Source organism: Paenibacillus dokdonensis (assembly GCF_004916975.1).
Lineage (GTDB): Bacteria > Bacillota > Bacilli > Paenibacillales > Paenibacillaceae > Paenibacillus_AQ > Paenibacillus_AQ dokdonensis.
Genome location: NZ_STGQ01000002.1, coordinates 1128952 through 1155081, shown reverse-complemented (window position 1 = coordinate 1155081; position 26130 = coordinate 1128952). Strand labels below are relative to the sequence as shown.

The window sequence follows — 26130 nt, the reverse complement described above, 5'->3', positions numbered from 1 at the left end:
ACAAATGGCTTTTCTACTCAATCCACTCATGTTTTTCCCCGTTGTCTGATGTGTATTCAATCCGCACCGGCTTGATCTTGAGAATGACATAGTCCGGGTCCTCGGGGCCTGAAAATGTCATTTTGAACTCCGGTTTCCAGATCTGCTTGCGAAGTTCATCGTTATCCGAAATACTGCAGACGCCTTCGATTTCCACGACATCCTTGGTACCGCCCTTCTCATATCCGAGAAGCAGGGAAACATGCGGATTTTCCTCAAGCTCCTCCACCTTATGGGTTTTGCGGTCGGTCACCATATGTATGCTCAACCCCTGATTATAGAGCGCCATATAGCGCTGCTTTGGCCGATTGCCTTCAACGGTGGCAAAGGAGCAGAATTCATTATGATCCATAATTTTCGCAATATTTTGTTCCATTTCAATTTTAGCTTCCATTCGCTATCATTCTCCTATCCATTGATAAATAGCTTTCATGCACGTATATGTAGTGTACCCTTTCCGAATTTGGATGAACCGTTCAGGAGAATTTTACAAGAATCGGTGACGCAGGAGATATGGCTTGGTATGATGAGGATGAGAAAACGTTTGTCATAAATACTATAAGAAGGAGCTCATCATGAAACGGTTATTATGGATAGGATGTTTATCCTACTTTCTGATTGGTCTGGCCCATGTCGTGCTCGGTTCAGTACTTCCTGTACTTCTCGAGCATTACGGCCGTGAATACAGCGAAGGCGGGACGCTTATTTTCACCCAGTTTGCCGGTTTTCTGGCAGGGGTGCTTGTCTCTCCTTTACTTAATAAACGATTCGGCAAAAGAGGCGGTTTGCTGATTGCGGTTTCCCTGCTTTGCGCAGCCGAGCTTGCTTACATGCTCCTGCCACCGTGGGGGTGGTTGTACCCTATAGCCGCATGCGCCGGTTTTGGCTTCGGCATGATTGAGGCAGTGATCGGAACGATTATTATTGCAGCCATTAAGGAAAAAACGGCGGTGGCCATGAGCCGTCTTGAAGTCTTTTTCGGTGTGGGAGCCATGCTCATGCCGCTCATCGCAAGCGGATTAATTACGCAGGGCTGGTGGCGTTTTTCCTTTCTCGTCATTTCTTTGTTTTCACTTGTCACCTTTTTCTTCTGGACCAAAAGCTCCTTTGGTGAAACCATTGATGCCGAGCTCGGCATGAAGCAGCTGACAGCATCCATCAGCGGTTCAAACACCGAGGTCATTAGTGAACCCAAGAAGCCTTTTCCCTATCAGGGTAAATCCCTATGGATTCTGCTGATGTTCATGCTGTTCTTCTTTATTTATGTCGGGACTGAGATGAGTCTTGCCAACTTTATGCCTGCCATATTGATTGAGAAGCTTGGTATGAAGGAAGCCGGAGCGGCGCTCAGCGTCACCTGTTTCTGGATCGCCATGTCTGTGGGACGGATTTTCGCAGGTACAGTCGCTGAACGCATTCATTACCGGGTATACGTATTTTTCAGCTGCGCGGTGACGCTGGTCCTGCTGGCCATCTTCCCTCTTACCTCAAGCGTCTGGTCAGCCTTTACCGTTATTTTGCTGCTTGGTCTGTTCATGTCCGGCATTTTCTCCATCGCTCTTGTCTTTGCGAGTAAAATGCTTGCGGGAAGCGAGGAATCTACGCCGAGCATCCTCATTGCTTCCGGAGGGGTGGGTGGTGCGCTGCTTCCACTGGTTATCGGCTGGTGCATGGATCATCTCCAAGTAAACCAAACGGCCTGGCTGCTGGCGGTCTTCACGCTTTTCATGGTTGCTCTAAGCTTTGCGGCATTCCAGATCCAGCGCAAACAGCGCGCATATAAAGAGCAGCAAGTGATTCAGGCTGGCTCGTAGCCAAAATAACTAAATCACCAATTCGTAACTGCAAGCCATCCATCTTACACTTTAAAGCGTCCCGGATCCGGGACGCCTTCTTCACTATGCAACCCTTACCTCATCTTGGATATTCCACCACTGATCAGATTCACCTTAATATCAATGTTATCGATACTGCTTGGATCCAAGGCTATTTTTTCCTTGGTGTTCAGCTTATGCCACTCCTTCGGCATACTGCGAAAGAATTTTGCCGATAGCCCATAAGCATCCACGTTCATATCCAAGCCCTTCAAGTAAGTCTTCATAATTTCATCTTTAATTTCCTTAGTAGCCTGCAGTTCAAGCTGTCTCTTATGAAGGCTGGTGCTCAATTGCGGGAGCGTGGCCTGCATGGATACTTTGATGTCGAACGCGGGCTTGCCCTGTTTCAGCTTTGGATGTACGGAGGTTTTAAGCTTATTCATGACCATCAATGCCTTTACTTTCTTTTCTTCCTTGATCACCAAGGGCGTCCTTTTCGTCCTTTTCTCCAGCCATCGAAGCCCTAATATATCATTGCCCTCCAGGCAGCCCCGGTATTGCTGATTATCCAAAAAACAGACTCCGGTCATGCTGATGTTAGGAGAAGGTTTTTTGTTATCGTACCAGCCTGACTTAATATCCAGATAAGGCAACAGCACCGTCTCGCCTTTCTCTTTCCACTTCCTTATAAAGTTATACAGATACATCGGAGCGATGATTGAGTTCTGTTCATACGTATGCATTGGGCTATTAAGCTGCGAGTAGATCACGGATAAATCACTGATTGATGCCGTATTGAGTACTTCTTCGATAGGTTCCTTGGTCGCCATGGTCCAAACCGTATAACGAAATTCATAATACCGGTCCCATACTTCCAAAACCTGTGTAATTAAGCCGCCCTTCAAGGCCGCCTCGCTAAATACAATCGTTTTCACATTGCTCCAGACAATCCTTTGCGGGCTTGAATTGTACAGATTGAAGATCGCGGTATCAAACGAATCTCCCTCCGCTCTCCCTACGGATGTCTTCTGCGCCTGGGTCTGCCCCGACTCTTTCTTGGCAATGCCGCTGAAGTTAACCATTTGGATATAAACCACGACTTTGTCTTTTACATAGTCAACTCCGAGTGTATTTACGTAAATCATATGCTCGATTTCCCTTGCACCCCAGCAGCCCGTCAGCAGCGTGGAGAAAAGCGCGGTGACAAGAATGCATCGGATTATTTTCATGCTCATTCTCATCCTTTATTTTCCGAGTTGTCGGTGAATTTCCCCTTGCCCCACGGCATTCTGAAAAAAACTTTATATATGTCCTTAAAGCGCGGCGGAGATACTGGAGACAGATAGTAGGTGCCGAAAGAACGCAGATTAACCAAAAAGAGGACCAGAGCCAGCAGACTTATTAACGTACCAAACAGACCTAGAATTCCGCAGATTAAGAGCACGGCAATACGAACCAAGCTGACAACGCTGACCAGAGGCTGGTTCACGAGCGTAAATGTGGCGAGTACAGAAATCGCTGTAACCACAATCGTGCCGGGAGCAGCAATGCCGGCACTGATGGCTGCTTGACCGATAATTAACCCGCCCACAACCGAAAGAGTCTGTCCGAACGAAGAGGGCAATCTCATTCCCGCCTCCCGGAATATCTCGAACAAAAGGAGACTGACCACTGCTTCCAAAGGAGCCGGTAGAGGCACGCCTTGTCTGGAATTCACTATGGTTGCAAGTAATGTAAAAGGAATCTGGTCTTGGTGGAACGTCGTGATTGCCGTCCAAAACCCAGGCAGAAATATGGAGAGCAGCACTCCGCATATCCTTAAAAGCCTCGTGAATGCAACAAAGATATTAACGTTATGGGCATCCTCCGATGTATTGAGCAGAAAATTAAAAGTCGCCGGTCCTATAATCACTGTCGGTGAGCCGCCCATCACCAGTATAAACTTGCCGTGGAGCAGCGAATTGACGGCATAGTCCGGCCTTCCCGTGTAAGACATCCGCGGAAAAAAGGAGAAACCCATCAAACTTTCTTCCAGCTGGGTACTGCTGACGAGCCCTTTGATTTGTACACGAGACAGCTTGGCCTTAATCTCATCGAGAACATGCTGCTGAACCGTGTCTTTTAGGTATAACAGATGAACTTTCGTAGCCGTCTGGGACCCAATCGTGAATTCTTCAACCGCCAGTAACTCGGTTTTGATCCTTTTCCGAATCAAAGCAATATTGGTAAATGTATCTTCCGTGAAGCCATCTCTGGGTCCCCTTGTCGACACTTCCGTATTCGGTTCCTCCGGCGTCCGTTTGGGCGGATCGGCCAAGGTCACGGAGTAGAATTGATTCGAGGGCTTAAAGATCAGCAGGAGATCACCATTCAGCACGGTTTCTCTCATCGATGCTTCCACCTGATCCGTTTGAAGGGTATTCATGTGAAATGGAATTTTTTGTTCCAGATTCATTTCACTTGTTTGGAATATATCCTCCGGAATATTTTTTAATTCGGGTATGATGTATTGCTCCACTTTATTGACATTGCATAGTCCCTCGCAATAAACCAAGTGTACGGTATAGTCCGAATTCGACAAGGCGATTGTCCTTCTCTGAATGTCCGCGCTTGAACCGAATAGCCGTAAAGCCGTTTCTTCAAGTGTTTGGTTTTCCTTTTGATCATGCTCCTTCAAGACGTCACCTTCCCCTTTCGGTGGGCCAAACTCGCCAGCCCGGCAATAATCACTGAAAATATCAGCACTCCCCATAAAGAAAACGGAAGCACGTAAAAAGACATCATCTTTAGGAAGAATTTATCGCTAAAAGGGATGGTTGAGAACACGGCGACGGCCAAAAAAATGCAGCCAAGTATCCATATCTTCCCCCTTTTACTTTTAATTTGAAATATATCGAGAATGAGAAACATGGCCAGGGAAATTCGCAGAAATGCACCGCTGAACCATTGGTACACGCTGAAAAAATCCAAATGCTCGATGTAGCGGCCAATCATCAGCAATCTCCATTCCTCATACGCAGGAAAGCGGAGCTTATCGGCTTCATCCGCACCAAATTCAACAATCGAGCCGATAATCGGACCCATCGTGAGACCCAAGAGAAGCAGAATCATGATCATATAGGATAGATATGTCAGGCGCGACTTGATGTGATGCTGCAAAAACAGAAGCATGATGACCTCAGCAAAACCGGCTCCTGCATATACGGCCCCGTTCCAAACCGGCTGAATGCCGTGTTCCATCATCGGCCGTAATAAGGAATAATCCTTGTGAGGCGTGTTCGACAGCATTACAAAAAAACCCAGCACAACCACAAAGGGCAGCAGGATGCCTGCGGTATGGGCCAAGGAATGGATACCCAAATAAGCGTTTGTCGCAGAAATCAAAAGGAACAAGAAGGTGAATACCACAATGGGCGTCTCCGGAGAGAAGGTCAGATGGATCCAGTACACGGTGTCCCTGGTTGTAAGCGTACATATGGCAAATAGATATACGCCCGTGATACCTGCAAACATGCGGCCTACTATGGGGTGGTAAGCTTTCGAAAGCCATTCAAACAGATGCTGCTTATTGGTTTTGGCACTGCTGATATGCAGGATAAAAATCCAGACCAGCGCACATGCACTAGCCAGAAGCACGGAAATCCAAGCGTCCCGTTTAGCTGCATCCAGCATAATAGGAATGATAATAACATGATTCAGAAGGCCTGTACTGAGCATAATGATCATGACGGATTGCGCAAATGATATGGGTGCTTTTATTTTCCTCATCCTCCTAAATAGACCAGGGCCTCTCCTCCATCCTTATAATGGCATTTACCTGAAGATTTATACGCCTTCTTTTAGGGCCTTAGCGGGAATGGATTGAATTCCTGCAGAGTTAAGACTATAATACACATTGATATACCCGTAACTTCATAAGAATCCGGGGTGCTGGAATTGGCCGGCTGAGATTGTATCCCTTCAAGATACTGACCCTTAAACCTGATCTGGGTAATGCCAGCGTAGGAAAAGCATCGTCATGGCGCTTCGCCATGCCCATCTTGCGCCCTAAGCGTCCCGTATACGGGGCGCTTTTTTGTTGAATGATAGAGTCATCGGAAGACATAGGCTGTCATGATTCTCTTATTCAACTCTCAGATATGGAAGGAAACGATTCTGCTGCAATGAAGGGGAGAAACCTGGTAAGGAGAGAGAAAAAATGAAAACGAAGAAGATCGGACTGCTTCTACTAGCCTTTCTGCTCATGCTGGTAGCTGCCGGCTGTGGAAGCAAGAACGCCCAAACGACGGATGCGGGCAAACCATCCGGTGAATCATCCTCCGCTGCGGATGGAACTGGAACCAAGAAGCTCAAGGATGTGAAGGTCGTCCTGGACTGGACGCCGAATACGAACCATACCGGATTGTACGTAGCTAAGGATCAGGGCTATTACGAAGAAGAAGGCCTGAATGTCGAAATCGTGCAGCCCGGCTCTGGTGGAGCGGATGCCATGGTGGCATCCGGCAAAGTGCCCTTTGGCGTCAGCGTTCAGGAGAACGTGACCCAGGCGCGTACGCAAGGCGTGCCTTTGGTATCGATCGCGGCCGTCATTCAGCATAATACATCCGGTTTTGCCGCTCCGGTGGACCGGAACATCAAGAAGCCAAAGGATTTTGAAGGCAAAACCTACGGCGGCTGGGGCTCTCCTGTCGAGCAGGCCGTGATCAGCTCGATCATGGACATCGACAAAGGTGATGTGAGCAAGGTCAAAATCGTTAACATGGGCGAAGCGGATTATTTTACAGCCGTGAAGCGTGATATCGATTTTGCCTGGATCTTTTACGGATGGACCGGTATTGAAGCCGAGCTGCGAAAACAGCCGCTTGATATGCTGTATGTGAAGGACTTCTCTGACAAGCTGGATTACTATACACCGGTTCTGGTCACGAATGAGAAGCAGATCAAGGAAGATCCCGAGCTTGTGAAAGCCTTTATGCGCGCCACATCTAAGGGATATCAATATGCGATCGACCATCCTGAGGATGCCGCTAATATCCTGATCAAGGCTGTGCCTGAGCTTGATAAGGACCTGGTCATGGCCAGCCAGAAATGGCTCAGCCCGAAATACAAGGACGATGCAGCGCGTTGGGGCGAGCAGAAGGAACAGGTGTGGAAGGGTTATTCCGATTGGATGTATGAGCATAAACTGCTCGAGAAACCGCTTGAGGTTAGCGGCGCTTATACCAATGACTTTTTACCTTAAGGAGGCGCTTTCCCTCTCAGCACTCTGCAAACTTTTACAATACCGAGTTTCATTATCATATTGAAAAGGAAGTGATCGGGTATGGCACATACCCTGCTCAGCATTCAAGTTATTCCAAAAACCCCGAACAATGAAAATTCCATTCCCTACGTGGACCGTGCGATCGAAGTCATTCAGCAGTCCGGTGTAAAGTATGAGGTGCATCCTCTCGAAACAACGATGGAAGGCGAGCTGGAAGAACTGCTGGAGGTTGTACGCAATATGCATACGGCCTTGGTGGAAGCCGGAAGTCCAAGCATCATCTCACAGATTAAAATCGCCCATAATCCGAGCGGCATCAGCATGGAGCGTCTAACGGAGAAATACCGTCCATGAGACGTTGGTGGAGTCATGTGTGGCCGCCCTTTGTGGCGGTCCTCTTCTTTTTGACCGTATGGCAGCTGTGCACCTCGCTGTTTCATATCGAGCAGTGGATTCTGCCCTCCCCGGCGGATATCGCGAAGCAAACGGCTGATGGAGCCGGAGATTTATGGGGCCATGTCTGGGCTACAGTCAGACTGACCTTGGAGGGCTTTATCATCGGAACCGTCGTGGGACTGATTATCGCACTTATTCTTCATATGATTCCTTTTCTCAAGTCGGCACTATATCCGCTGCTGATTTTAAGCCAGAACATTCCGACAATCGCGCTCGCTCCGCTGCTGATGATCTGGTTCGGCTTCGGACTGCTGCCCAAGCTGATCGTCATCACGCTCGTCTGCTTCTTCCCGGTTGCCGTTGCAACGATGGGCGGGCTGAAGCAAACAGACCGGATGATGCTGAATTACATGCGGATGATCGGCGCGAGTAAACAGCAGATCTTTACCAAGCTGGAGCTTCCGCATGCGCTGCCTTCGATATTTTCGGGTATTAAAATCGCGGCAACCTACAGCGTGATGGGTGCAGTCATTGCCGAATGGATCGGAGCCGATAAAGGCATCGGCTATTATATGATGCTGCAAAAGGCAGGATACCGCACCGACCGCATGTTTGTCGCCATTATGATCATTGTTGTACTGAGCCTGCTGATGTTCGGACTTATCGCCCTGCTGGAAAAATGGCTCGTGCGCTGGAAACCGAAGCAGGAAGGCTAATGCCGCGGCTGCAGAAAGGAGCTCTTTTACATGTCAATTTCAGAAGAAACACGAATTGCTGCCCATTCACCAGCAGCTCAGTCTGAGCTGCCTCCCGCTCTTGAAGCCTCTGGCATCAGCAAGGCCTTCCGGACCAAACGAAGCAGTCTTCAGGTGCTGGATAATGTGTCGCTGACCGTTCAAAAGGGGGAGTTTGTCTCCATTGTTGGTCCATCCGGCAGCGGTAAGAGCACGCTGTTCCATATCATTGGCGGCCTCGTGAAGCCGGATACGGGAACCGTGCATATGAACGGCACGGAAGTGACCGGTCAGCAAGGGCATATCAGCTACATGCCCCAGCAGCCCGCACTTTTCCCATGGCGGACCATTGAGGATAATGTGCTGCTCTCGCAAGAGGTGCAAGGCACTGTCGACAAAGAAACCCGTGAGAAGGCCCGCTATTGGCTCGACAAAGTCGGGCTGGGCGGGTTCGAGAAGGCCCACCCCCATACGCTCTCGGGCGGGATGCAGCAGCGGGCGGCTTTCCTGCGCGCCCTGCTCAGTCCGCAGGAGCTGATGTGCCTGGATGAGCCTTTCAGCGCGCTCGATGCGCTGACGCGAAGCGACATGCAGCGCTGGCTGCTGGATATCTGGGAGGAAAGTCGGCGCTCCGTGCTTTTTATCACGCATAATATTGAAGAAGCCCTCCTGCTCTCCAGCCGCATCTATGTCTTTTCCGGCCGTCCGGCCTCGGTGCTGCAAACCGTTGATGTGCCGTTTCCGCGGCCCCGCCGGGAGGAGATCATCGAGCATCCGGATTTTATCAAGCTGAGACGGGAGCTCTCCGGCTGGATGCGGGAAGAGCAGCGGAAGATGCATCTTCAATCCTAGGCAGGATTAACTACAGACAATATTAAAAAGGGAGCCCCTGGTCAAACGACCTGTGGGACTCCCTTTTTTCCGAGTTATAAATAAATATCTAGTTTTCTACTATACAAAAGCTCCCGCCGTCACGATGCTCTGGTACGTTGCATTGACGTTCATTGGACCTGCCTCCGGCACGCCGGTCTGGTCGTAGAGCAGCCGATCCGCTTCCAGCTCCTCAAGCCTGTCCACGCGCCCTTCGACGTAATCCAATACGCGGTCCTCTGCGGACCGGATACGTGCAAGAAGACCGCCATAGCGGATATCGAGCACTTCCCAGCCGAATGGCTTATACGTCTCCATCCACATGTGGCGATGCGCGACGCGCAGCTCATCTGCACGGCGATACAGCTCAGGCAGCGCCTCTTCCGCCAGGCGGCGCAGCTCGCTCTTCTGTCCTTCGTCATAGAAGCGCTTGAGCTGCACGCCCATCGTACTCTTCAGCGCAAGCACGCGCGCCAGCTTCTCGTACATGCCGAACAGCTGATCGAAGGGTGCGTCCAGGGCATCGCGGTAACCGCCCAATTCCTTCGCCATCTCTTCGTAATAGCCCGGCAAAACCGTTTCCGTATCCGGCTCGATATGCTTGTCGAACAAGCCAATCAGCAGATCCTGCCATAGCAGGTATTTGGACGGGTTAGCCATCCAATAGTTCTCCGGCAGGACGCCTGGTACTTCATCCATCAGGCTGAGCGCCACCACAGGCTTAAACAGATCTGCACCGGTACAGGCGTTAAGGCGTCTTTGCAGATTGTCATGATCTACGTCATTTCCATATCCATGCTCAGCAAACAGCTGCAGACCCGGTAAAATGGTGAGATGATTGTTCTCGTTCCCATTATCTGCCCAAGCCGTCGCGAGTACCTCATCCAGCTGCTTGGTTTTGGCCGCGCGCAGCGCCGGATGGCTGATATTCCACGTCTTGCCGTAGTTCGGAACGATGTTGTTCCAGATATGAATGCCTCCGGCAAAGATTGGCTTGGAACCGAATTTCAGATGCTTTTCGTACATCAGGCCGTAGCCTTCCTCATCCGCCTTGCCGTAATCCCAATATACGAATTGGACGCCTTTCGGAATCTGGTCCATCTTATCCTCGGAAAAGTCGGCGTTCATGTTATACAATCCGCCTTGCGTGTCGTTCGACAGCAGATTGAAGTACATATCGCTCCAGATCATCGGCTTCAGGTCGTAGCGCTCCGTAATCTCCAGCACCTTCGCCACATGCTCGTTCATCAGCTCAAAACGGTTGTGGTAGCCGTGCTTGCGCAGATAATTTCCGAGGCCTACCTGAAATGCTTCGTCCATTCCGATATGAATACGCTTGGTGCGGTAGGTTTTGGCCGCGGAAGCGATCATTTGCTCTATAAATTCATAGGTCTTAGGCTCACCGACCAGCAATATATCCTGATGGTCCTTCATACCCGCTGCATAATTCCATTTTAGCGCCTGCGCCAGGTGGCCCAGCGTCTGGATGCATGGAATCATCTCAATGCCGAGCTGATCCGCATATGCATCGCATTCCTGCAGCTCTTCCACCGTATAACGTCCACGCATATATCCGAAATAAGGCTGCTCCTTCACTTCGAAGGTATCCTCGGTGTACATCATCAGACCGTTCAGCCCCATCAATGCCATGTAGCGGATAAACCGCTTGACCATTGGAACCGTCAATACCCCATTGCGGGAAACATCCAGCATCGTGCCGTTAAAGCTGAATTTCGGCTCCTCTGTAATTTCAAATTGATCCTTCTCCCCTGCATGCTGTACGAGCAGACCAAGGGCACGGAAAAAGTGGATTTTATCCTGATAGCGGATGGTACCTTTACCATCCTGAAGCTTAACTAAGATCGGACCAGGTGCCTGAAGCACCTCAACCGGAAGCCCTGTCGCAACCAGCTCTATATGTAATATTTCCGACAACTCTGCCATGCCTTCGGTAAGTCCGCTGGTTTGTCCGTAAACGTGAATCTTCACTGCTTCTTCCTCCTCTGAACCGGATGCAGTGCCATAATTTTTACACACTGCTATGGCAAATATGGCAAACATCTTGATCTATCTACTATAGCATTTTAGGAGGGGGAGCGGTACCGTAGCATAAGCTTTTTCGCCCCTTCGCAGTAAGTTTCCATTTTTGTTCACAAAAGTGTTTTTCAGAATTCATACGGAATAATTTCAGCCTCAGCTGGGGATCGTTGTATAGGAGGTGAATCTATGAAAACCAGAGTTGAAACGTTTCTGCTGCTGCTGCTGACCATTCTTTTATCGTCTATTCCGACTACTGCCGCAGCGGCCGGCGATCAGCCCAAGGAACCGAAGCTGCTGCTGTACCAGGATATCATGATGGAACTCCTTCTTCCCGATATTCAAAACGCCGTGAATGATTATTATAAACACCGGCTGGCCGAGAACCCGCTCGTCTATCCGTACCAAATTGAAATCCTTCAGGCTAAACGGGTTAATGGCGGACCGGGAGACCGTGGATTCCACTTTTCCATTACGCTGGAGACGATGCCTGTCCTCGGACCGCATATTACAGTCGGGAAGGACCGGATGACCTTCGAGGTCTCTCCCCTCTATCCTGACAAAATCAAGCTGATCACCTTCAAGCATCTTCAAACCTTCGAGCTTCCTTCCAATATGCAGGAGCTGCTTAAGAGTACAAAAGGAACCCCTTGAACGGGCACGGCAGCACATGAGCATCTTGAGCTATAATGATACTACATCATCATTCTGGAGGTGCTTGATCTATGAATCTGACACAGGGAACTCGCTCTGAACCCTTTGCTCCGCTAATTGATGCGCATATTCATCTGGATTCATACAGTGAAGTCCAGCAGCAGGAAATACTGTCCGGACTGGTGGATGCAGGTGTTGAAGGCGTTATCGCCGTCTCCATGGACCACGACTCTGCCCGTGCTAATCTGCAGCTTGCGCAAAGGTACCCGTCCCTCGTCCATCCGGCTTTCGGATTCCATCCCGAGCAGCCTATTCCTGACGCAGCTGATATCCTTGAGCTTTTCTCCTGGATGAAGCAGCATGCCAAAGACATGATCGCCGTTGGTGAGGTCGGTTTACCTTACTATACGCGCATGGAGGCCACAGAAGCCGGTCTCCCCTTTGACTCCGTTCCGTATGAGGAGCTGCTGGAGCGTTTTATTGCCTTTGCCCGTGACCAGGACAAGCCGATCGTGCTGCATGCCGTCTACGAGGATGCCGATACAGCCTGCCTCCTGCTGGCAAAACACCATATAAAACGCGCTCATTTCCATTGGTTCAAAGGATCGCCTGACACAGTGCAGCATATGGCCGAACAAGGATACCTTATTTCTTTTACGCCCGATATTGAATATGAAGAGGAGATTCAGGAGCTGGCACGAGTATATCCTTCCTCCCTCGTGATGTCGGAAACCGACGGGCCCTGGCCTTTTGAGGGACCTTTTAGCGGGCAGATGACCCATCCGCGAATGACGGCTGATGTAGCATCAGCCTGGAGCCGGATTCAGGGGCTTTCACTGCCTGAGGCACGCCGGATATTGTATGCGAATGCCAAGCGCTTTTACGGTATATAACTGGTTTGCCATAAGCAAACCAGTTATTTTTTCATAAAGCCTTTGCCGTCCAAAAACTCCTTCATATGCAACCGTATCGGCTCAGCCAGTCTGTCAGCCATTACCTGCGTCCATGGCGTATCCTTTTTGCCGCCTGTCCGTTCTTGGAGGTAAGCTTTCATGGTGGCATCATAATCCTTAACCGGCTCCACGCTTTGCTCTACGGAATAGCCGTTGAAGTGAAGCACCGACTGCAGCGGAAGACGGGGACGCTGGCCCGGCTCCTGGTCAGGGACGCCGACACACATGCCGAACACCGGATAGACCAACTCTGGCAGGCCCAGCAGCTTGGACAACTCGGCGATCCGGTTCCGCACACCCCCGATGTAGACAATGCCAAGACCCAGCGATTCAGCGGCGATCGCAGCATTTTGAGCTGCCAGGGCGGCATCTACCGTCGCCACGATGAAATTCTCCGTCGTCGTTTCATAGGATGCCCGTTCCTGCAGCGTCTCTGCCGTTACCTGCTTCAGACGGTATAGGTCCGCACACCACACGAGGAAGACCGGGCACTGCTCCACATAAGCCTGGTTGCCGGCAAGCTCCGCGAGCTGCTTTTTCAGTCCGGGATCCGTAGCGGCAATCACGCTGTAGGCCTGGACATTGCTGGAGGTTGATGCCATTTGGGCTGCGGAGATTATCGCATGCAGCTGCTCCTCAGTGACTGGCGCATCTTTAAATTTGCGGATGGAACGGTGGTTCATCAGTAAAGACAGGGTATCATTCATCTGGAAAATCTCCTCCTCATTCATAGATGCAATTGGATGAATTCTCATGATTCTATATACCCGCCGGGCATACGGAGTCGACCATAAAACATCAAAATCTTCGTGTTTATGTGTGGATGTGAACCTTCTGGCCAGCAGCGCCACAAATTCAGAGTGCCCTTTTCTGAGCCATACATACAAAAGCAGTGGCAGGACTCTGTTCACAAACAGAGTCAATGCCACTGACAGGTGAAAACGGCCGTTTTCAGTCCAAGCTGCTTTTTAATAGCGCCTATTTTACAGCTTCACCCGCTGCAGACGCAGGGCATTCAGCACGACCGACACGGAGCTGAAGGCCATCGCCGCACCGGCCAGCCAAGGAGCAAGAAACCCGATGGCGGCAATCGGAATGCCGACGGTATTATAAGCCAGCGCCCAGAACAGGTTCTGCTTGATGTTGCCCATCGTGCGGCGGCTCATCAGGATAGCGTCGGCAATCGCATTCAGATCGCCGCGCATCAGCGTCACATCCGCCGCCTCCATGGCGACATCCGTGCCGGTGCCGATCGCCATGCCAATATCGGCCGTAGCCAGCGCCGGCGCATCGTTGATGCCGTCGCCGACCATGGCGATCCGCTTGCCGGTCTGCTGCAGCTTCTTCACCTCTTCGGCCTTGCCTTCCGGCAGCACCTCGGCCAGGACATGCTGGATACCGGCCTGCGCAGCGATTGCTTTCGCTGTGCGTTCATTGTCACCGGTAATCATGATGACCTCGATTCCCATCTCCTGCAGTCGGGATACGGCTTCACGGGAGGTTTCCTTGATCGTATCCGCAACGGCCACCATACCGGCATATTTGCCGTCCACGGCTACGAGCATCGCCGTCTTGCCAGCGTCTTCCAGCTGTCTCATCGCAGCCAGGGCAGTCTCTACCGGAACGCCCCGCTCCGCCATCAATTTACGGGTGCCTACCAATACCAGCCGGCCGTCCACTCTTGCCGAGACACCGTAACCAGGAAGGTTCTCAAAGTCTTTCGCTTCCGGCAGCGGCAGTGCCTTGCTTCGGTCGAGAGCGCCAGCCACAATGGCCTCTGCCAGCGGATGCTCTGACTGGCGCTCCACTGCGGCAGTCGTACGGAGCAGTGACTGCTCCGTCATCAGCGGCGCGGGAACCACATCCGTCAGAACCGGCTTGCCGCTCGTGACCGTACCCGTTTTGTCGAGCACAACGACTTCAATGGCCTGAGCCGACTCTAGATGCTCTCCGCCCTTAAACAGGATACCGAACTCCGCGGCACGGCCTGAGCCTGCCATTATTGAGGTCGGCGTCGCAAGTCCAAGCGCACATGGACATGCAATAACGAGTACTGCTATAGCCTTTTCGAGAGCCGCTGCGAATTGTCCGGGCTCCACGCCAAAATACCAGATCAGGAATGTCACGATCGCGATCCCTACGACAATCGGAACGAAAATACCGGAGATCACGTCGGCAATACGCTGAATTGGAGCTTTCGAGCCCTGTGCTTCCTCAACCACCTTGATGATCTGTGCCAGAGCCGTTTCACTGCCGACCTTCGTCGCCTGAATGCGGAGCATGCCATTTTTATTCAGCGTGGCTCCCACCACGGCATCGCCCTCACGCTTCTCTACTGGAAGGCTCTCACCGGTCAGCATGGACTCGTCCACGGATGACAATCCCTGGACGACCTTGCCGTCCACCGGGATTTTCTCACCCGGCTTGACAATCACCATGTCGCCTACTTCAACATCCTCGACCGGAATGCTGATCTCCTGACCGTCCCGAAGCACAAGCGCGGTCTTCGCCTGCAGGCCCATCAGGCTTTTGATGGCCTCGGAAGAGCGGCCCTTGGCAAGCGCCTCAAACCATTTGCCGACCAGAATCAGCGTAATCAGAATGCTGCTGGTTTCATAGTACATCTCCACCGGATGATGCATATCCATCCCGATGGATTGGATGGTCAGATACAAGCTGTAAAAATATGCAGCCGACGTTCCGAGCGCAACCAGCACGTCCATATTCGCGCTCTTATTGCGCAGTGCTTTATAAGCTCCTACATAAAACTGACCGCCGATCAGGAATTGAACCGGTGTCGCCAGCAGCAGCTGGAACCATGGATTCATAAACAGCGAGGGTACAGGTATCCATGAAGTAAAGGAGAAATGCCCCACCATCGCCCAAAGCAGCGGAAGTGAGAGAATGGCAGCCATCATCCACTTGAACCGCTTATGATTAATCTCCTGCCGGCGCAGCTCGGCACTGTCCTTGGCTTCCTGCTTCGGAAGAGCCTTGTAGCCAAGCTGCTCCACCTTTTTCATCATATCTTTAACGGTAACCATCCCTGCCGCATATTCCACATGGGCTGTCTCGAGCGCCAGATTCACATTGGCCTGGGAAATGCCTGGCATTCTGCTGAGCCCTTTCTCAATCCGCGTGGCGCAGGCGGCACAGGTCATACCGGTAATTTCAAAATCCATTGTTTCCTTCATCGTGCCATAGCCGAGCGACTCTATTTTTTCTTCCATCTTTCGCAGATCCGACTGCTTGGGATCATACGAGACGGTGGCTTGCTCCAGCGCCAAATTGACGTTGGCCCGGCTGACGCCGTCCATTCGGCTCAATCCTTTTTCAATCCGGGTTGCGCAGGCGGCACACGTCATACCGGTAATCTGCAGCGTTGCCTGATGCTCGTTCTCTCGGTTTCCTGTATTCTGCTCCATGATCTCGGCTCCTTTCTCACGGTATACCGGTACGGGGTATATTCATCCTTATAAAAAAGGGCAGCGACTGCAGACCTTAAAAGGTCCGGGCTGCCCGGTACGGTTATGGGATATCCTTAAGCTGATATGAAATCAGGCTTAGACTACATCGTAGCCTTGGTCTTCGATGGCTGCTTTAATGGTGTCGAGGCTTACTTTGCTTTCGTCATAATCCACAGTAACCTTGTTTCCAGGCAGATCCACTTTGCCGGTTGCACCTGCATTTTTCACAGCACCTTCTACAGCATTTACGCAATGATTGCAAGACATCCCTTGAACATCCAATGTTACGCTTTTCATGATATATTCCTCCTTAAGGTGTACAATCCCTGCTAAGGGATATTATTTCATTAATTTCTTAACCGTAATCAGTAACTCATCAATCACAGCATGGTCTCCAGACTCAATCCGTTCCACCACGCAGCTCCTCATATGATTCTCGAGAAGCAGCTTCCCAACTCCGTTAAGAGCGGCCTGTATAGCGGAAATCTGGTTCAGGACATCATCGCAGTAGGTGTCTCTCTCAATCAGGCCCTTGATGCCGCGGATTTGTCCTTCGATGCGATTCAGGCGGGTAATGAGATTATTCTTCGTTTGCTGGGAATGATGACTATGCCGCTCACTGCAGCCTGTCATACAGGTCTCATCCGGAAGGGCAGCAGCACTGTCCTGGTCATGGTTTTCCTGATTTGTCTCAGCAATCATCTTCATTCATTCCTCCTTTAATCGACGCTAACGTCATTATACTATACCCCCTGTAGGTATGCAAGTGATAATCATCAAATTTTCTCTTCTCATTTCCAGATACCTGAATTTGAAAAAAGCCACTCTCTTTAGAAGGAATTTCCAATTTGCAAGTCGAATAATTCTCCTTATCGCCATAGGTTCACTTTAATATTTTATATGGATATTTGCGTAAAGAATACGGATTCACTTATATTGATTTAGCGCAACCTTTTCCATACATACTTTTTATTTTACGTACGGGCCTCAGCCTCTGAGCACATCATGAACGACAGGAGAAGATGCCATGTTAAAAAAACACCTGTTTACGAAGTCCTGGATTCCGAAAAACTTGAATGCCCTCTTGTTCTGCACACTTGGCACTTTCCTGTTTTTATTCAGCATAAGACATCTGTCCTTCCACTACACACCTGATGAATGGGCGCTGCTAGGCTCCATGTTCGCAGCATCTCTGATCCTCTACTTTTATACTTTCCAGATTCCCCCCGAAGGTAGCAAACAGTCCATGGATTCGGCGGTCTATCTGGCATGTCTCTTCATTTTTGGTACTCCGGCGGCACTTGCGCTTCTGCTTCTAAGCTCGCTTTTATTTGCTTTGTTTGAACAGAAAGTATCCTGGTGGAAGCATCTGACCAATTTTTCGATATATACGATTATGATCTTCGGAGCCGGCACGGTTTTCCACGGACTCGGCGGGCAGCTCGGACAGCTTCAAAATGGTCATCTATTATCTTATGTAGGTGCGCTCATCATATACTTCACCCTGAACGTACTCTGTATTAGCATCTACTACTATATGATCGACCAAAGTGACATTTTGCATATGCTAAAAGGGCTTCTCCAGGAATCGATGCTCGTCTATCTGTGCATTCTGATCCTGTCGCTTGTCCTGACCATTCTGATCGTGAACAACGGCATTACCGGGTTGATTTTATTCCTTGGGATCAGCATATTTCTGTCTCATTTATTTAAAAAATTGTTCGATATGTACCTGCAGCTCCAGGAACGGGCCATCCGCGATCAGCGGACGGGGCTATTTAATCACAGCTATTTTGAAAGCCTTCTCGAAAAAGAAATCAAATTTGCCCGGAGTGAGAGTACTCCCCTTTCACTGGCCATGATCGATATTGATGACTTTAAACGCTATAACGATCATTTTGGTCATTTGCAGGGGGACAGGCTCCTTGGCCTCTTGGGATCGATTCTAAAAGAGGAGGCTGCCCAGGCTGGCATTACCGCTTCCCGCTATGGCGGAGAGGAATTCACACTGCTGATGCCCGGATATACCGAGCAGGAAGCGCTTATCTTCGTGAACACGTTGCGAAAAAGAGTCAATGACACCCCCTTCGAGGGCGTGGAAGTCCTTCCGCATGCCTGTCTCTCCTTTTCCGCAGGGATTTCCGGTTACCACATTGATATTCACGACAAATCAATGTTCGTGCTTCAGGCTGATCAAGCGCTCTATGATGCCAAAAAACAGGGGAAAAATATTGCCTACATTAATGGCAGCTCCGTACCTCTTGAGCAGGAAATTGAAATTGCACAGGATGTGCGGGATATCGAGCAGCTGCTGAATCTATTCCTCTACAAGGATATCAACACATTCAAGCATTCGAAGCGGGTCTTCCGCTATGCAATGGACATGAGCCTTCTCCTTAAGCTCGATGCGGTGACGCGCAGGCAGTTTGTGCTTGGAGCCCTGATTCATGATATCGGTAAGCTGGAGATTCCTTGGGAGATTCTGAACAAAAGGGATTCGCTCACCCTGACGGAATGGGATGTGGTCAAAAAGCATGTGAACTGGGGCAAAGAAATGGCAATGACCAACGACAAATTCAAAGAATTAGCCCCGTATATCGAGCTGCATCATGAAAGGTACGACGGCACAGGCTATCCTCATGGCTACAAAGCTGCTGAAATACCGCTGCTATGCCGTATGCTGACCATCATTGACTCCTTCGATGCGATGACCTCCGAGCGCCCTTACCAAGCTACCAAATCCATAGAGGAAGCCGTTAAGGAGCTTCGCGCTTGCTCTGGAACCCAGTTTGATCCTGAGCTATCCGAGCTGTTCATCCAGTATATCGAAGGCAAATCCGGACCTGTACACGCACGCGAGGAGCATGTTATTCCAAACTTATAAAATCCAAAGGGGCTGCCACACCGCTAGAAATTATTCTAGTGTGGGCAGCCCCTGTTCATTGGCTATGAAATTTTCTGGAGAAAAAGAGTCCTAGTTGTGGGCGTTCATTTCATGTGATGTCTGATGCAGCTCTTTGATCATTTGCTGCAAAAACATGCTTTCCTGGCGGCTGATTCCGTGCTGGTTATCCTGAATAAGCAGTTGTTGAATATTCTTTTTCAGCAGTTCACTACGGCGTTCCAATACAGCTTGACTCATAAAATAAAATCACTCCTGGATCGTTTTTTGAACTTGCCGGGAAGTTCTTTATTATTATAAAGCGTTATGAAAAATATTGAAAATGTTCAGAAAATGCTTGAGCCATCCCTGACACAGCTGAGCTTGCAGGAGTGACGCTGAACGGTGCCAGCCGGAAAGATGCTCCGGATTCCTCCAATATGCCACCCAAGTTAGCTAAATAGGACATCATAATTTTCCATTTAATATTATAAATAGGTAATTACTAGTCCTTTCCCAGCCAGATTATCCAAACATTCCTGCAAATAAGTCTCATTATGCTCCGGATAAGCCATTGCTTCATTCAATGCTGTCAACTCCCGATCCGCCCATGGTTCACAGGATTTCCCTCGGTACAGCGGATTTTGCCACAAATTGTCCACATTATAAGATCTGCTCTTCATTTCATCCATAATGAGCTGATGATAGCGGACCAGCATCATCGGACTGTGTTCAAACACATAGTTCACGGTGGCGTGTTTTTTGCTCCAGCCGTTGCCGCGAAGCGCGCAGCATTCCCGGTGCTGGCCCAGCAGCTGCGGGCGGGGCAGCTTGGAAATCAATGCTTCATGCCATAAACGCATCGGCTATCCGCTCCTTTTTTTACGATAGGTTGTCTTGGCTTCTTTTGCTGTCCATTATACCGAAAAATCAGGGTTTGGGCTCTTATGCCTCGCATCGGTCAGGCCTTCAGTTTAGACCGAATAGCCCACACGGGTCATTTTCTTCTGCAGGCAGCAGCTATAAAATAATTTTTGGGCACAGGCAATACAATGTTACTACATTCACGCCTAACCCCAAGCTAAAGGGTACACAATAAAAGACAACTCGGGATGTTTGCAAACGCAGCTTTATCTGTTCATTTTTGCAAAGGCTCCACTATAGAAGGTGATGGATTGAATAAAAAAATCGGTTTTTTATCAGCATGGCTGACTGTGATGCTTATAGGAGTGCTGCTGGTTCCAGGCCTCGCCTCCGCCCACGCTTATATTGTCAAATCTACCCCTGCTGAAAATGCAGTACTGACCCAGCCGCCGTCCAAAGCGGACATTTATTTTAACGAGCCTCTCCAAAAGGCCTTTCATTCAATTAAGGTTACGGACTCATCAGGTAAAACGGTGAATCTCAGCGAAAGCCGGATTCCCGAAGGTGAATCCTCCGTGCTCGAGGCCGATTTGCAGCCTGATCTTCCAAAGGGCGTTTACGCCGTACAGTGGAAAGCCGTATCCGCTGACGGTCATCCGGTGGAAGGAACTTTCTCGTTTCAGATTGGTGAAGGCAGCGGGGGCAGCAGCAGTAATGGATCTCACTCGGTAACTTCGTCTGCCGGCTGGCCCGGAGCTGATCTCATCATTATCCGCTGGTTGTTCTATACCAGCCTCGCATTCCTCGCGGGTATTTATTGCTTCCAGCTGTATCTGCTTCCCGCAGGTTCAGGCAGCCGTCCGGCATGGTCCACCAGAAGCATCAAGCTCATGTGGATCAATATCACCGTGCTCACGGCAAGCTTCCTGCTCAGTCTGCCGCAGCAGACCGGGATTGATGCCGGCGTCGGATGGAGCGGTGTATGGTCTGAACCGTCCTTACTGCTCAAAATGCTGAGGATTACCAGCTTCGGTGAAGTCTGGCTTGTCCAGCTCCTGCTGCTGGTATTGATTATAGCCTTGGCTATTGCCGTGCCGAAAATAAAGGAAAAAGACAATACGTACATCGCCGGAACGGTCGCCTTTCTGCTCATGCTGATTATGCTGCTGGCGAAATCCTTTATCGGCCATCCAGCCGCTTCTGAGCACAAGGCCGTTGGCATCGCTATGGACTTCCTCCACCTGGGTGCAGCATCCCTCTGGCTGGGCAGCCTGCTCGCCTTTGCAGTCCTGCTGCCGAAGGAAGCCTCATTGCCGGCAGAGCCAGCGCAGCGAAAGAAAAGTTATTTTGCCATTATCCGGCGATTCAGTTTGTGGGGAACGGTTTTCGTGGTCCTCATTCTGATCAGCGGAGTATACGGCAGCCTGCAGTATGTACCAACGTGGTATTCCCTGTTTCATACGCCGTACGGCAAGGTGCTGCTGGCCAAATGTGCCCTGCTTCTCATCATGCTGCTTCTGGCTGCCTGGAACATGCTGCGCGGACGGCAGGAAAAGCGTAACCATGGCGCAGGTGTCTGGCTGGAACTCACTGTCGGTATTCTCGCCTTGGTGCTTGCGGCTGCGCTGACCAATATGCCTACTGCCATGGCTTCTCCCGGTCCGCTGCATGTAACGCAGACGCTCGAGAACAAGAATGTCATTTCGCTTGATATCAGTCCGAACATTACAGGCGTGAACGAATTTGAAGTGAAGGTTCAAGACAGCAAGGGGCAGCCGGTGCAGGGAATCGAGCAAATCAAGCTCACCCTGACCAGCCTGGATATGGATATGGGTAAATACGAGATCGTCATGCCGGGAGGCAAAGCCGAAGGCTATAAAGTCAAGGATTTGATCAGCATGGCAGGCAAATGGAATGTTCATGTGCATATGCTGACCGACAAGCTTGAAACCTGGGATACCGATATTGTGATTCATGTCGGTAATCATTAATACCGTAAACTGTGAATCATATTAAAATTTCCGACTCGCTACTAAGATTAGTGATGGGCATTGTGCGTGTTGTCCATGATATCTCGAGTCGGACTCCATCAAAAACACAAAGAATCCTTACCGGATTCACCAAAGGAGAGAAACCAATCTAATGAAAATATCCAAACGTTTTCCGTTTATCGCTACCGCTGCGGCGGGTCTGCTGCTGTTCTCTGGCATCGCAAGCGCGCATGTGACCGTGAAGCCTGCTTCATCCCAGCCTGGAGCCTGGGAGACCTATACCATCAAAATTCCGTCTGAAAAAGAAATCGCGACCACCAAAGTCACATTAAAGGTGCCTGAAGGTGTGGAGCTCATGCAGTATCAGCCCATCCCGGACTGGAAAATCACCACTGAAAAGGACAGCGCCGGCAAAATCAGCAGCATTACCTGGAACGCGACAGCTGAAGGCATCAATGCCGGGGAGTTCCAGCAGTTCAATTTCGTGGCCCACAATCCTGAAAAGGAAACAGACGTAGCCTGGAATGCGTTCCAGTACTACAAGGATGGAAGCATTGTGGAATGGACCGGTGATGAAGGCTCTGAATCTCCGCATTCCATCACGAAGATCGTGACGGTTGCTGGTCAAGAAGCAGAGTCATCCGGTCACAGCCATGATGCTGCAGCGGATCACCAAGACCCAAAAACGGACAATTCAAGCAGTGCAGATACAGCTTCTGGAGCAGCGGATAGCTCGTCCTCCAGTGGCGTACAAACGGCCACACTTGTGGTTTCTATTGCTGCACTTGTCCTGTCCATCATTTCATTGTTTGCTGCTTTATCCAAGAGAAAACGCTGATCCGAAAGTATATTCGAGCCCGCGCCTGATAAAGGTGCGGGCTTTTTCATGTCCGCTCTAAATGGACAAAATCGATTACATCTTATGACAAATCAAGCATGATGCCATAAGATCGGCAATATATTGTAAAGATGTACCTATCGTCCAAGGTGCAAGCTGCCTGACGTAATGACTCACGAAGGGAGGTCAAAAAATGATCGAGTTCCGCGGAGTATGTAAAGCTTACGGCAGCTTTCAGGTTCTTCAAAACATCAATCTTCAGATCGAGGAAGGCGAGGTCGTCGTCATTATTGGTCCCTCCGGCTCTGGAAAGAGCACGCTCCTCCGCTGCATCAACCGTCTTGAAGCCATATCCTCCGGCGAGCTCACCGTCAATGATACGCGGCTTCATGACAAGAAAGTAGACATCAACCGGTTCCGCCGCGATATCGGCATTGTCTTCCAGCATTTCAACCTGTATCCCCATAAAAAAGTGATCGACAATATCACGCTCGCTCCCCTTAAGGTACTGGGATTGTCCAAGGATGAAGCGGAAGAGCGAGCCCTGGCATATCTGACCCGTGTCGGTATTGCTGACAAAGCCCAAAGCTACCCGTCCCAACTCTCCGGAGGCCAGCAGCAGCGGGTTGCCATCGCCCGGGGACTCGCCATGAAGCCGAAAATCATGCTGTTTGATGAGCCTACCTCCGCCCTTGATCCGGAAATGATCGGCGAGGTGCTGGATGTTATGCGGGCATTGGCCCATGAAGGAATGACCATGGTGATCGTCACCCATGAAATGGGCTTCGCCAGGGAGGCAGCCGACCGGATCGTGTTTATGGACAACGGACAAATTGTCGAAGAGGCTCCAGCCTCCACTTTCTTTCAGCAGCCCCGCGAGGAGCGTGCACGATTGTTCTTAAGCCGCCTGATCCGCCATTAGGCGGCGCACTTACATATTGAAAGGGGTAGAAAAGAGATGAAGAAAAGATCACGTTTGAGTGCTTTACTAGTGCTGCTGACGGTCTGTTTGGTATTCGTTGGGTGCGGCAGCAAGAAGGAATCTGGCACAATAGATGCGATCAAAGCACGCGGTAAAGTCATAGCCGGTGTAAAGTACGACACAAAGCTTTTCGGACTGAAGGATCCCGCCTCAGGCAAGGTCGAAGGCTTTGACATCGATATCGCCAAGGCACTCGCCAAGAAAATTTTTGGCGATGAAACGAAAGTGGAACTGAAGGAAGTTACCTCAAAAACCAGGATTCCTCTGCTTCAAAACGGGGATATCGACCTGATTATCGCCACAATGACCATTACAGAGGAGCGCAAAGAACAGGTGGACTTCAGCGACGTATACTTCAAAGCGGGGCAGTCTCTTCTCGTCAAAAAGGGAAGCGAGATTCAAGGCCTGCAGGATCTGAAAAAAGGCGTTAAGGTGCTTACAGTCAAAGGATCAACTTCGGCGAAAAACATCCGTGAAAAGGCACCGGATGCCAACGTGCTGGAATTCGAAAATTATCAGGACGCATTTACCGCACTAAAGGCTGGGCAGGGAGAAGTTCTTACGACGGATAATGCTATTCTCCTTGGCATGCAGCAGCAGGACCCGAATTACGTTCTGGTAGGTGGAAACTTCACCGATGAACCTTACGGCATCGCGGTCAAAAAAGGCGATGTGGATTTCGTGGCACAGGTCAATGATCTGCTGAAGGAAATGAAATCCAGCGGAGAGTACGACAAACTTTACGAGCAATGGATGGGCGTGAAGCCGGAGTAACCGGAGTCAAGCCTGAGCGGGAGGGCATCCTGCCTTCCCTTCTTGCCTTCCTACGGATCACGATATCCGGGAAAGGAGTGAAAATGTGTGACAGGTCGGTTCAATATTCATATCCTGTTTGATCATTGGGACCGCTTTTTGCTCGGGTTCGTCCATACCATCGAATCCAGCGCCATCGCTCTCATCGGCAGCTTTATTCTTGGCACGATTATTGCTGTCATGCGCATATCACCCGTCAAGCCGCTGAACTGGATAGGTACGGCCTATGTTGAGTTTATCCGCAACATTCCGCTGCTGCTCGTCGTCTTTTTCTTTTTCCTGGGGCTGCCGTCGCTCGGCGTTCCGCTTGACGGCTTCACGTCAGGCACGATTGGACTCATGGTATATACCGCTTCTTTTATTGCCGAGAGCATCCGCGCCGGAATCCAGACCGTTCCATCCGGACAGACGGAGGCCGCGCGGGCTACGGGACTCACCTATATCCAGACCATGCTGCATATCGTGCTGCCGCAGGCCATCAAAATCGTATTGCCCTCCATCAGCAACCAGTTTATCAACTTGGTTAAAAACTCATCTATTCTCGCCGTCGTGGCCGGTCTTGATCTGATGTATTATGCCGATTTAATCAATGCCGATACGTTTCTGCCGGTTACCGTCTATACCCTCGTGGCCATGTTATATCTCATCCTCACCCTCCCGCTTAGCCTGGCGGTGCAATATATGGAGCGGCGGTTCAGGTCAGCGGACCATTAAGAGCTTACTTTTGTGAAAGGAGGCTTGAGGCATGGATTTTGCAGGAGCGTATTCCTGGCCTAATCTCTCCTTTATTTTGCAGGGATTCGGCATGACCCTTCTCGTCGCCGCCCTCGCGATCCTGTTCAGCTTTATACTCGGGAACATTCTCGGTATCCTGCGTTACGCACGCATCCCTGTGCTGTCACGGCTTCTGGCGATCATAATTGACATCGTACGCAATTTGCCCTTGCTGCTTATCATCTTCTTTAGTTATATCGTCCTTCCGCAGTTAGGCATCAAGCTGTCTCCATTCTGGGCGGCCATTGCAGGATTAACGCTGTTCGAGGGTGCGATGATTTCCGAAATCGTCCGCAGCGGCCTTGTCTCGGTGGATCGGGGTCAGATTGAAGCCGCACGTTCCTCAGGCCTTAGTTATATCCAGACCATGCGCCATATCATTTTGCCGCAGGCGCTGCGACGCATGATGCCGCCGCTGGTAAGCCAGTTCATCTCGCTGCTGAAGGATACTTCCCTTGCCATCGTCATTACACTACCGGAAATTATGCATAATGTGCAGATTTTGCAGGGCCACAGTCCAAATTACGTCATACCGGCGTTGATTTTGGCAGCGCTGCTGTATTTTACGGTCAACTATACATTATCGATTATTGCCCGGAGGCTGGAAGCCCGAAGGATTTGATGAGGTTCAGGACGATGGCTTCTTTGCAGCCCGCTTACCTTTTACAGGCAGCGGGCTGCCTTCGTATAATCCAATCGGGAATAATCATGGGATATTCTTTTGTGCTGGCTGCTGTTTTCAAAAAGAAGGGAAATG

25 protein-coding genes and 1 riboswitch are annotated in these 26130 nt (G+C 50.3%); of the genes, 14 read left to right on the top strand and 11 right to left on the bottom strand.

The features are described 5' to 3' along the window. Window positions 1-13: 13 nt before the first annotated feature. Window positions 14-433 (bottom strand): pyridoxamine 5'-phosphate oxidase family protein, encoded by a 420-nt coding sequence (locus E6W40_RS23090; RefSeq protein WP_168929017.1) that lies wholly within the window; start codon window positions 431-433, stop codon window positions 14-16. Window positions 434-614: 181 nt separating this feature from the next. Here E6W40_RS23090 and E6W40_RS23085 point away from each other — a divergent pair, with 181 nt between their 5' ends. Beyond that, window positions 615-1853, top strand: coding sequence for an MFS transporter (locus tag E6W40_RS23085; protein ID WP_136607905.1), 1239 nt, complete (start codon window positions 615-617; stop codon window positions 1851-1853). A 95-nt stretch (window positions 1854-1948) separates the two neighbouring features. On the opposite strand, the gene E6W40_RS23080 is transcribed toward E6W40_RS23085, so the two are convergent. Genes E6W40_RS23080 through E6W40_RS23070 form a run of 3 tightly spaced genes read right to left on the bottom strand, consistent with a single transcriptional unit; the run spans window position 1949 to window position 5624 of the window. Continuing rightward, a complete protein-coding gene (locus E6W40_RS23080) occupies window positions 1949-3085 on the bottom strand; it encodes a Ger(x)C family spore germination protein (RefSeq protein ID WP_168929016.1) in 1137 nt (378 codons plus the stop codon). An 8-nt stretch (window positions 3086-3093) separates the two neighbouring features. After that, entirely contained in the window at window positions 3094-4533 is a 1440-nt protein-coding gene (locus E6W40_RS23075) for a spore germination protein (protein ID WP_136607903.1), read from the bottom strand. Beyond that, on the bottom strand, window positions 4530-5624 hold the full coding sequence (locus tag E6W40_RS23070) for a GerAB/ArcD/ProY family transporter (RefSeq protein ID WP_136607902.1): 1095 nt from the start codon (window positions 5622-5624) through the stop codon (window positions 4530-4532). Before E6W40_RS23070 ends, E6W40_RS23075 begins: the two co-directional genes overlap by 4 nt. Window positions 5625-5769: 145 nt before the next feature. After that, window positions 5770-5883: riboswitch (TPP riboswitch) on the top strand. A gap of 171 nt (window positions 5884-6054) precedes the next feature. Between E6W40_RS23070 and E6W40_RS23065 the strand changes: the two genes are divergently transcribed. The 4 genes from E6W40_RS23065 to E6W40_RS23050 all read left to right on the top strand — a co-directional run bounded on the left by E6W40_RS23065 (window position 6055) and on the right by E6W40_RS23050 (window position 9101). Continuing rightward, window positions 6055-7098 carry an ABC transporter substrate-binding protein gene (locus E6W40_RS23065; protein WP_136607901.1) on the top strand — a complete coding sequence of 348 codons (1044 nt, stop codon included), beginning with the start codon at window positions 6055-6057 and terminating at the stop codon, window positions 7096-7098. Between the two features lie 81 nt (window positions 7099-7179). Next, window positions 7180-7473, top strand: a complete 294-nt coding sequence (locus E6W40_RS23060; RefSeq protein ID WP_136607900.1) for a thiamine-binding protein — start codon at window positions 7180-7182, stop codon at window positions 7471-7473. Then, window positions 7470-8231: an ABC transporter permease gene (locus E6W40_RS23055; protein ID WP_136607899.1), complete on the top strand. Its 762-nt coding sequence runs from the start codon at window positions 7470-7472 to the stop codon at window positions 8229-8231. Before E6W40_RS23060 ends, E6W40_RS23055 begins: the two co-directional genes overlap by 4 nt. 30 nt (window positions 8232-8261) lie before the next feature. Then, the gene (locus E6W40_RS23050) at window positions 8262-9101 is read left to right on the top strand and encodes an ABC transporter ATP-binding protein (protein ID WP_136607898.1); all 840 of its coding nucleotides are present in this window, start codon (window positions 8262-8264) and stop codon (window positions 9099-9101) included. A 99-nt stretch (window positions 9102-9200) separates the two neighbouring features. Here E6W40_RS23050 and E6W40_RS23045 read toward each other — a convergent pair whose 3' ends face one another. After that, a complete protein-coding gene (locus tag E6W40_RS23045; RefSeq protein ID WP_246073140.1) occupies window positions 9201-11108 on the bottom strand; it encodes a beta-N-acetylhexosaminidase in 1908 nt (635 codons plus the stop codon). 237 nt (window positions 11109-11345) lie between these two features. Here E6W40_RS23045 and E6W40_RS23040 point away from each other — a divergent pair, with 237 nt between their 5' ends. Further along, window positions 11346-11810, top strand: coding sequence for a DUF3888 domain-containing protein (locus tag E6W40_RS23040; protein ID WP_136607896.1), 465 nt, complete (start codon window positions 11346-11348; stop codon window positions 11808-11810). A gap of 71 nt (window positions 11811-11881) precedes the next feature. Beyond that, window positions 11882-12703, top strand: coding sequence for a TatD family hydrolase (locus E6W40_RS23035; RefSeq protein ID WP_211147067.1), 822 nt, complete (start codon window positions 11882-11884; stop codon window positions 12701-12703). Between the two features lie 23 nt (window positions 12704-12726). On the opposite strand, the gene nfsA is transcribed toward E6W40_RS23035, so the two are convergent. The 4 genes from nfsA to E6W40_RS23015 form a co-directional block, all read right to left on the bottom strand. Next, window positions 12727-13470: an oxygen-insensitive NADPH nitroreductase gene (gene nfsA / locus E6W40_RS23030; protein WP_136607895.1), complete on the bottom strand. Its 744-nt coding sequence runs from the start codon at window positions 13468-13470 to the stop codon at window positions 12727-12729. A gap of 276 nt (window positions 13471-13746) precedes the next feature. Continuing rightward, complete coding sequence (locus E6W40_RS23025; protein ID WP_136607894.1) at window positions 13747-16188, bottom strand: heavy metal translocating P-type ATPase; 2442 nt, start codon at window positions 16186-16188, stop codon at window positions 13747-13749. Between the two features lie 138 nt (window positions 16189-16326). After that, a complete protein-coding gene (locus E6W40_RS23020) occupies window positions 16327-16527 on the bottom strand; it encodes a copper ion binding protein (protein ID WP_136607893.1) in 201 nt (66 codons plus the stop codon). Between the two features lie 42 nt (window positions 16528-16569). Next, entirely contained in the window at window positions 16570-16863 is a 294-nt protein-coding gene (locus tag E6W40_RS23015) for a metal-sensitive transcriptional regulator (protein ID WP_211147083.1), read from the bottom strand. Window positions 16864-17257: 394 nt separating this feature from the next. On the opposite strand from E6W40_RS23015, the gene E6W40_RS23010 reads away from it, so the two are divergent. Then, a complete protein-coding gene (locus E6W40_RS23010) occupies window positions 17258-19114 on the top strand; it encodes a bifunctional diguanylate cyclase/phosphohydrolase (protein WP_136607891.1) in 1857 nt (618 codons plus the stop codon). 90 nt (window positions 19115-19204) lie between these two features. Here the strand turns inward: E6W40_RS23010 and E6W40_RS29600 are convergent, their stop codons facing one another. Both E6W40_RS29600 and E6W40_RS23005 read right to left on the bottom strand, forming a co-directional pair. Beyond that, window positions 19205-19372, bottom strand: coding sequence for a hypothetical protein (locus tag E6W40_RS29600; protein ID WP_168929015.1), 168 nt, complete (start codon window positions 19370-19372; stop codon window positions 19205-19207). 227 nt (window positions 19373-19599) lie between these two features. Further along, entirely contained in the window at window positions 19600-19974 is a 375-nt protein-coding gene (locus E6W40_RS23005; RefSeq protein WP_136607890.1) for a TIGR02328 family protein, read from the bottom strand. Between the two features lie 312 nt (window positions 19975-20286). Between E6W40_RS23005 and E6W40_RS23000 the strand changes: the two genes are divergently transcribed. The 6 genes from E6W40_RS23000 (at window position 20287) to E6W40_RS22975 (ending at window position 25995) form a co-directional block, all read left to right on the top strand. Beyond that, window positions 20287-21966 (top strand): copper resistance protein CopC, encoded by a 1680-nt coding sequence (locus tag E6W40_RS23000; RefSeq protein ID WP_168929014.1) that lies wholly within the window; start codon window positions 20287-20289, stop codon window positions 21964-21966. Between the two features lie 151 nt (window positions 21967-22117). Continuing rightward, a complete protein-coding gene (locus E6W40_RS22995; protein WP_136607888.1) occupies window positions 22118-22804 on the top strand; it encodes a YcnI family copper-binding membrane protein in 687 nt (228 codons plus the stop codon). A 193-nt stretch (window positions 22805-22997) separates the two neighbouring features. Beyond that, window positions 22998-23726 carry an amino acid ABC transporter ATP-binding protein gene (locus E6W40_RS22990; RefSeq protein WP_136607887.1) on the top strand — a complete coding sequence of 243 codons (729 nt, stop codon included), beginning with the start codon at window positions 22998-23000 and terminating at the stop codon, window positions 23724-23726. A gap of 36 nt (window positions 23727-23762) precedes the next feature. Then, window positions 23763-24560, top strand: coding sequence for a transporter substrate-binding domain-containing protein (locus E6W40_RS22985; protein ID WP_136607886.1), 798 nt, complete (start codon window positions 23763-23765; stop codon window positions 24558-24560). Window positions 24561-24647: 87 nt separating this feature from the next. Then, window positions 24648-25313 (top strand): amino acid ABC transporter permease, encoded by a 666-nt coding sequence (locus E6W40_RS22980; protein WP_136607885.1) that lies wholly within the window; start codon window positions 24648-24650, stop codon window positions 25311-25313. Between the two features lie 31 nt (window positions 25314-25344). Next, a complete protein-coding gene (locus E6W40_RS22975; protein WP_136607884.1) occupies window positions 25345-25995 on the top strand; it encodes an amino acid ABC transporter permease in 651 nt (216 codons plus the stop codon). The last annotated feature ends 135 nt before the right edge of the window (window positions 25996-26130 follow it).